This window comes from Arenimonas sp. (assembly GCF_035312645.1).
Taxonomy (GTDB): domain Bacteria; phylum Pseudomonadota; class Gammaproteobacteria; order Xanthomonadales; family Xanthomonadaceae; genus Arenimonas.
The window spans coordinates 1-7,361 of record NZ_DATGBO010000022.1; the positions used below are offsets into that span (position 1 = coordinate 1).

The following is a 7,361-nucleotide window of genomic DNA, read 5'->3' on the forward strand; positions in this document are numbered from 1 at the left end:
CCACGCCTTCGGCGCGACCGTCCGGAATGCGATTGTCGCGCAGCCGCAGAAAATCGGCGGAGACCAGACCGGTATTGAGCAGCCCCGCCGGCAGCATGTCGGCCTTGCGCAATTCCCCCACACCCACCGGCCACGGCGGCGCCGCGCCGGCACTGAGCCCACCGCGCCGCGCCGCTTTCTCGGGCAGGGGCATTTCGTCGTGGCGCACGCTCTGGTGGATCGCCACTTTCCAGCTTCCGTCGGCGTCCTTGCGCCAGATCATCAGGTAGTGGCCGAAAGAACCTGGCTTGTCGGCCCCCGCCGGCGTGAACCGCCAAGGGCCGCTGGTGTAGGCGAGATCACCACCGACCGCGACTTCCGCGACGTCCGGCGCCCATTCGAACTTGCCGTCCACCTCCGGTCGCGATTGCCAGAGCGCCTTGCCCGAAACCGGCCCAGGCTCGAAGACCACGCTGTCGTCGGCCAGCGCAGTGAGGAAACCGGCGCGCATGCCGTGCGCGGCGACGTCGGCGGCGAAGGCTTTTTCTGCGGCAACGAGGTTTTCGAAATCATCGGATGCCACCGCGCGCGATGCCCATGCGACAAGCGCGCATAGACAGGCTGCGAGCGCGGCGGCCTTGATCAGGGGAGCGGGAGTTACCATATCGATGTCCTCTGTCGCCGGAGCCCGAGCATAACGGCCCGGCGCGTCCGGCCGGCAATCCGGATTCCTGCTGCGAGCCCACCATGTCCGAAAGCCCGATCATCGACCGCGACACACTGACCCGATTCCTGCTCGAGCGCTCCGGCGTGCGTGGCGTGCTGGTCCATCTCGACGACACCTGGCAGGAAATCCAGGCGCGCACCCCGTATCCCGCCGCAGTGGCGAACTGCCTGGGCGAAACCTGTGCTGCGGCGGCGCTGTTCACCGGCCACGTGAAGGTCGATGGCCGCCTGAGCGTGCAACTGCGCGGCACCGGCGCGTTGCGTACGCTGTTTGCCGAATGCACGGCCGGCGGGACCTTGCGCGGCATCGCGCAATACGCCGATCCGCTGCCCGCGCCGTTGACGCCGCGCGCGTTCGGCGAGGGCTCGTTGATGGCTATCACCATCGAAAACCTGCCGCCCGGCGGCCGGGAAATGATGCGTTACCAGGGTTTGGTCAGCCTCGATGCGGAGCGCCTGAGTGAGGCCTTCGAAGCCTATTTCAGCCAATCCGAACAGCTGCCCACCCGTCTGTTGCTGGCCAGTGACGGCGACCGCGCCGCAGCCGTGATGCTGCAGCAGCTGCCCCAGACCGCCGGCGACGGCGACGGCTGGGCGCGCTGCAGCGCCCTGTTCGACACCCTGGGCGCGGCCGAACTGCTGGCGGTGCCGGTCGAAAGCCTGCTCTGGCGCCTTTTCCACGAGGAAGGCGTGCGGATCCTGGGCCAGCGCGAACTGGCGTTCGCCTGTTCCTGCTCACGCGGCCGGGTCGAGGACATGCTGCGCAGCCTCGGCATCGAGGAGGCGCTGGCAGGGGCCGAAAACGGCCGCAGCGAGGTGCATTGCGACTTCTGCGGCCAGGCCTACCTATTCAGCCGGGACGAGGTCGCCGCCCTCTTTCACGCCCCGCCAGCCAGCGCGCCCGGCTCGGAAAGGCTGCAGTAGCCCTGAACCAGGTCGGGCAAAGCCTTGCCCAGGGTCTGGTTAAATTAATGTAAATCGTTATAGTGTCTTCGGGAACTTTGTCGGTCCGGTTGGGCTCCTTAGGGTCCGGCCACCTCATAAGGGAATTGCCTCCGTGAGAATTCGTCTGCTTGCCTGCCTGGTTCTCGCCTTTTCGGCGACGCTGGCGCACGCCCAGACGGCGCCGCTCAACCCGCTCGTAGGACCGAATCGCAATACCACCGTATTGCCGGTGATCAACTACGAAAATGGCGAAATCGCAGGCCTGCTGCTGATCGAACCCTCGACGATGCCGCAGCTCCCCGCCCAGCGCATCATCAAACCCGCCGCCAACAACCTGGTCGGCAATACCTACCTCTTCAACAACGGCCTGCAATTGCGGGCCGGCCTGTCTCTGGATGCCAATCCAGGCCTGGGCATCCTGTGCAACAACCCCGGTGGTTTCGATAGCGCCGGCGCGCTCGCCGGTCATTGCCTGCTCGCCAACTTCGGCAGTCCAAGCAGCGCCTTGCTTGGCGGCCGCACCGCGATCAAGGGCCTGGTCCAGGCGCAACGCGCCAATACGCAGCTCACCGCCAGTCTCGGTCTGGGCAAGGACTTCGTCGACGGCAACACCGCACTGATCGGCGGCCTTTCTGCCGATCGCCGACTGCTCAGTTCCTTGCTCGGCGGCACCACTGCCAACCTCGATGAGCGCAACGCCAGTCTCGTCAGCCAGATTTCGATCGGCAGCCAGAGCTGGGTCAAGATCGGCGGCACCCTCGCCCGCGTCCGTCTGATCCCCACGGCCGACCTCCCCGGCGGCCTGCCCGCCGGCTGGAATACCGGCAGCTTCACCGTCGGTGGCGGTCGCGGCAGCATCGGCGGCGAGATCACCGGCCAGATGATTGAAGTCCCCGGCCAACCCAATCGCTTCAGCACCGTCGGCGCCGGCGTCACTTGGCGTACGCCCTGGCGCGCAAAGCTTTCCGTTGGTGCCGACAACATCGTGACACGCGGCAAGAATCCGTTCGGTCTGCCCGACGCGAGCGCCGATGGCACCACTGAGGAAGGCCGCGTCCCGTACGTGCGCTACCAGCAAGACCTGTAAGTTTCGCCCCGGCGGCATCGGCGTGTACTGTTCCGGCTGACGTTTTCCGCCGACGCACGCATGAACCCCCTCCTGATCGACCCGCGACAACTCCGTTTCGTCACCGACGAATTGTTTCCGTTGTCGGCATTGCTCGATTACCCGCGATTCCGCGACCACAGCCTCGACACGTTCCGGTCCATCCTCGACCTCTCGCACCGACTCGCGCTGGAAAAATACGCGCCGCACAACCGCGCTTCCGATGTCGACGAACCGCACCTCGTCGACGGCCGCGTAAAAATCATTCCCGCAGTCAAGGCCGCGCTCGATGCCTACGCCGAAGCCGGCTTCATGGCCTTGCTCGGCGACGAGGAAGAAGGCGGATTGCAACTGCCGTACACATTGGCGCTGCTCAGTGACGCGATGTTTCTCGCCGCCAACGTCTCGACTACCGGCTACAGCCTGCTCGCCCGCGGCGTCGCCAACCTGCTCGCGGCGCATGGCAGCGAAGAACAGAAAAAACTTTATCGCCACCCCCTACTCGACGGCCGCTACTTCGGCACGATGTGCCTGAGCGAACCGCAGGCCGGCTCGTCCCTTTCCGACATCGGCACGCGCGCCGAATTGGCCGTCGACGGCAGCTATCGCATCACCGGCCAGAAGATGTGGATTTCCGGTGGCGACCACGAGCTGTCGGAAAACATCATCCATCTCGTGCTGGCGAAAATTCCCGGTGGCGCGCCTGGCGTGAAAGGCATCAGCCTGTTCATCGTGCCGAAATTCCACGTCAACGCCGACGGCTCACTTGGCGCGCGCAACGATGTGCAGCTCGCCGGCATCAACCACAAGCTCGGCCAGCGCGGCATCGTCAACACCTTCCTGAAATTCGGCGAACACGGCGAATGCGTCGGACACCTCATCGGCAGGCCGCATCACGGCCTTGCACAGATGTTCCACATGATGAACGAGGCGCGTATCGGCGTCGGCATGGGCGCGATCATGCAGGCCACCGCCGGCTATCTGTATTCGCTGCAGTACGCGAAGGAGCGCCGCCAGGGCCGCCATCCCGACCAGAAGGATCCGGCTTCGCCTGCCGTCGCGCTGATCGAGCACGCCGACGTCAAACGCATGCTGCTGCAACAGAAGTGCTACAGCGAAGGCGCATTCGCGCTGGCGATCCACGGCGGCACGTTGATCGATCGACAGGCGCAACATCCGGATGCGAAGCAGCGTGAGGAAGCAGCGCTGAAACTCGAACTGCTCACGCCGGTGATCAAGGCATGGTCGGGCGAGTGGTGCACGAAAGCCAACGACCTCGCCATCCAGATACTCGGCGGCTACGGCTACACGCGCGAATATCCGGTGGAACAATTCTGGCGCGACAACCGCCTCAATCCGATCCATGAAGGCGCGAACGGCATCCAGGGCATCGATCTGCTCGGCCGCAAGGTGGTGATGGCCGATGGCGCCGCGCTCAAACTCGTGCTCGCCGACATGCGGATGACAGCAGAGCAGGCAGCGGCCGTACCTGCGCTGCGCGAATTCGCCGATACGCTCGCGCGCGCGGTGTCCACCATCGCCGGCACCACCAAAGTGCTGGCGGCCTGTCTCGGCGACGGACGCACGCGCCTTGGTCTCGCCAACGCCTCGCATTACATGACGGTGATGGGCCACAGCCTGGTCGCGTGGATGTGGCTGCGGCAGGCGCTGATCGCGCAAAATGCCCTCGTCGATGCCAGCGATGCCGATCGCGATTTCTACGACGGAAAACTCGCCGCCTGCCGTTTCTTCTTCCGCCACGAATTGCCGATCATCGACCCGCTTGCCGCATTGTTGCGCAGCCTCGACGACACCACGCTGGCGATGCGCGCCGAAAACTTCTGACCGCTACGAATGTAGGAGCGACGCAAGTCGCGATTCCCCAACACCGCCAAGAAAAGTCGCGACTTGCGTCGCTCCTACGAAAAAGAAAACCTGATGACCACGAAACTCTCTATCGAACGCCGCCAGGCGGTATTCAAGGGGCGTTGATCAGGCGTATCGTCGGGCCATGGCGAAGCGACTCAAACCGCTCAGCGGCCTCGATGCCGCCTTCCTCTACCTTGAGGCCGCAGGCACGCCGATGCACGTCGGCAGCGTGATGCTGATCGAGGTGCCCAAGCGCCGCGGCTACGATTTTCACAGCGCCCTGGTGAAGCATCTGACCGAACGCCTGCCGCGCGCACCGGCATTGCGCCGGGTGCTGCACGAAGCCCCGCTCACACTCGGCCATCCGATGTGGAGCGAAGCGACGGAGATCGACCTCGCCGCGCAGGTGAAAAAGCGCCGGCTCGCCGGCAGCGGCGGCCACGCCAAGCTGATGAGTCTGGTCGGCAAGCTGCATTCGGAAATGCTCGCCCGCGATCGCCCGATGTGGCAGTTCGTGGTGATCGACAATGTCGCGCCCGGCATCGTCGCGCTGTATTCGAAAATTCACCACGCACTGCTCGATGGCCAAGGCGGCATCGCTCTCGCGCAGGCCTTGCTCGACATCGAAGCGAAGCCAAAGGCGCGTGCCGCGAAGGCCGAGCCTGCCGCCCCTGTTGCCCGCCTGCGCCAACGTGACTTGGCCAAGGCCGCCACAAGATCCTCGGTACGCCAGTTCTCGAATCTCCTCCGCGCCCTGCCCGCTACGCTCAAGCTCGCTGGCGACTGGAAACAGGCCGTGGGCATGATCGGCAGCCTGCGCGAAAACGTGCTGCTGGCGCCGCGCACCGTGTTCAACCAGCAGATCGGCCCGGAGCGCAGCTACGCTGCGGTGTCGTTGCCGATCGACGAGGTCAAGCGCGTTGCACGCGGCTTCGGCGTCAGCCTCAACGATGTCGTGATGGCGGTCTGCGCCGGCGCCTTGCGCGGACTGTTGCTGAAAGTCGGCGAGCTGCCGAAAAAATCACTGATCGCGGCGATGCCTGTGTCGCTGCGCGAAGCCGGCAACCAGGACGCCAACAATCAGGTGTCGATGGTGCAGTGCGCGCTGGCCACTGACATCGCCGATCCGCTCGAACGCCTGCAGGCGATCCACGCCTCGACCGCGCAGATCAAGCGCCGCATCGCTGCGTTCAAGGACCTGATCCCGACCGATTTCCCCGGCCTCGCCGCGCCGATCTGGGCCGCAGGCCTGTCACGGCTGTGGGCGCGCGGGCGCATCGCTGAACGCCTGCCGCCGCTGGCCAATGTCGCCATTTCCAACGTGCCCGGGCCGCCGATCCCGCTGTATCTGGCCGGCGCGAAGCTGCAGCACTACTATCCGGTATCGATCGTCACGCACGGACTCGCGATCAACATCACGGTTCAAAGCTATGCCGGCCAGTTAGAGTTCGGGCTGACCTGCTGCAAGGACATCGTGTCCCGGCCCGACATCGTCGCCAAAGCGATAGCTGCTGCACTGACCGAATTGAGCGAACGCCTCCCCGAATGAAGCGCAAGACCCCCGCGCGCAAGCGCCCCCAGACCCACGAAACGATGAAACCACCCTCACCGCTGCTGCTCGCCATGGAAGGTCGTGCGATGTTCGAGTGGGCGTCGTATGCGCTCGCGTGGCCCTGGCTGAAAACTGCGCCGCGCGGCGATGGCCATCCGGTGCTGGTGCTGCCCGGGCTGGTCGCCGGCGACAACAGCACGTGGCCGCTGCGTCGCTTCCTCAGCCATCTCGGCTATGCCGCGTACCCCTGGGAACTCGGCCCGAATTTCGGCCCGCGCGATCACGTCATCAAGGGCCTGGTCGACAAGGTCCGGCTGCTGCAGGACAAGCACGGACAGAAGGTCAGCCTGGTCGGCTGGTCGCTGGGCGGCGCGATGGCCAATGCGCTGGCACTGCGCATGCCCGAGCGCATCCGCCAGGTGATCACACTCGGCTCGCCGCTCACCGGGCATCCGAAAGGCACCAATGTCTGGCGCATTTTCGAATTGGTCAGCGGCTTCCGTCACGACGATCCACGCCTGATGGAATTGGTCGACGGCAAACCCAGCGTGCCGACCACCTCGATCATGAGCAAGACCGACGGCATCGTGAACTGGCGCATGAGTCTGGCGCAGGAAACGCGCATCGCCGAAAACATCGAGGTCAGCGCCACGCACTTGGGCATGGGCGCGAATCCGGCGGTGCTCTGGGCGATCGCCGATCGTCTGGCGCAACCGGAAGGAAAATGGAAACCGTTCCAGCGCAGCAGCGCCTGGCGCAGCCTGATTTATCGCGATCCACACGAATTCCGCCTGGCAGATCTGATCGCACCCTGAGCCGCACATCCTGGCGGGCGCACGATACGTTCACCCCGAATCCACGCCTTGCCGTGGATTCGGGGCGAAGATGCCAGTGATGACCGATCGGAGGCCCCGCATGCAGTCCGGACCGCAGCCGCACAACGAAGCCGAGCGTCTCGCCGAACTCGACGAGCTGCAATTGCTCGACACGCTGCCGGAAGCGGTTTACGACGACATCGCGCGCCTGGCCAGCGTCATCTGCGCAACGCCGATGGCGACGATCACGCTGATCGATACCGACCGGCAGTGGTTCAAGGCCAAGCACGGCATGGCCGACAACGAAACGCCGCGCAGCATGTCGTTCTGCGCATACGCCATCCTCACGCCGGGCGAATTGTTCGAAGTC

The 7,361-nt window shown here is 65.0% G+C and carries 6 protein-coding genes and 1 pseudogene; 6 read left to right on the forward strand and 1 reads right to left on the reverse strand.

Annotated elements, in window-relative coordinates; translation table 11 throughout:
* Positions 1-643 (reverse strand): nuclear transport factor 2 family protein (locus tag VKM35_RS01825; RefSeq protein ID WP_324317747.1); only part of this gene is annotated, 643 nt, incomplete at its 3' end.
* Between the two features lie 98 nt (positions 644-741).
* Between VKM35_RS01825 and VKM35_RS01830 the strand changes: the two genes are divergently transcribed.
* The 6 genes and pseudogenes from VKM35_RS01830 to VKM35_RS01855 all read left to right on the forward strand — a co-directional run.
* Positions 742-1,629, forward strand: a complete 888-nt coding sequence (locus tag VKM35_RS01830; protein ID WP_324317757.1) for an Hsp33 family molecular chaperone HslO — start codon at positions 742-744, stop codon at positions 1,627-1,629.
* A 133-nt stretch (positions 1,630-1,762) separates the two neighbouring features.
* Positions 1,763-2,737: a hypothetical protein gene (locus VKM35_RS01835; protein ID WP_324317749.1), complete on the forward strand. Its 975-nt coding sequence runs from the start codon at positions 1,763-1,765 to the stop codon at positions 2,735-2,737.
* Positions 2,738-2,797: 60 nt separating this feature from the next.
* Positions 2,798-4,600 (forward strand): acyl-CoA dehydrogenase, encoded by a 1,803-nt coding sequence (locus VKM35_RS01840; protein ID WP_324317751.1) that lies wholly within the window; start codon positions 2,798-2,800, stop codon positions 4,598-4,600.
* A 166-nt stretch (positions 4,601-4,766) separates the two neighbouring features.
* The gene (locus tag VKM35_RS01845) at positions 4,767-6,173 is read left to right on the forward strand and encodes a wax ester/triacylglycerol synthase family O-acyltransferase (RefSeq protein WP_324317753.1); all 1,407 of its coding nucleotides are present in this window, start codon (positions 4,767-4,769) and stop codon (positions 6,171-6,173) included.
* 44 nt (positions 6,174-6,217) lie between these two features.
* On the forward strand, positions 6,218-6,991 hold the full coding sequence (locus VKM35_RS01850) for an esterase/lipase family protein (protein WP_324317755.1): 774 nt from the start codon (positions 6,218-6,220) through the stop codon (positions 6,989-6,991).
* A gap of 100 nt (positions 6,992-7,091) precedes the next feature.
* Positions 7,092-7,361, forward strand: a pseudogene (locus VKM35_RS01855) (GGDEF domain-containing protein); the annotation flags it as partial.

Bases quoted from the DNA above. Each gene is read 5' to 3' on its own strand.
- VKM35_RS01840 (WP_324317751.1), top strand. From the start codon at position 2,798: ATGAACCCCCTCCTGATCGACCCGCGACAACTCCGTTTCGTCACCGAC.
- VKM35_RS01845 (WP_324317753.1), top strand. From the start codon at position 4,767: ATGGCGAAGCGACTCAAACCGCTCAGCGGCCTCGATGCCGCCTTCCTC.
- VKM35_RS01850 (WP_324317755.1), top strand. From the start codon at position 6,218: ATGAAACCACCCTCACCGCTGCTGCTCGCCATGGAAGGTCGTGCGATG.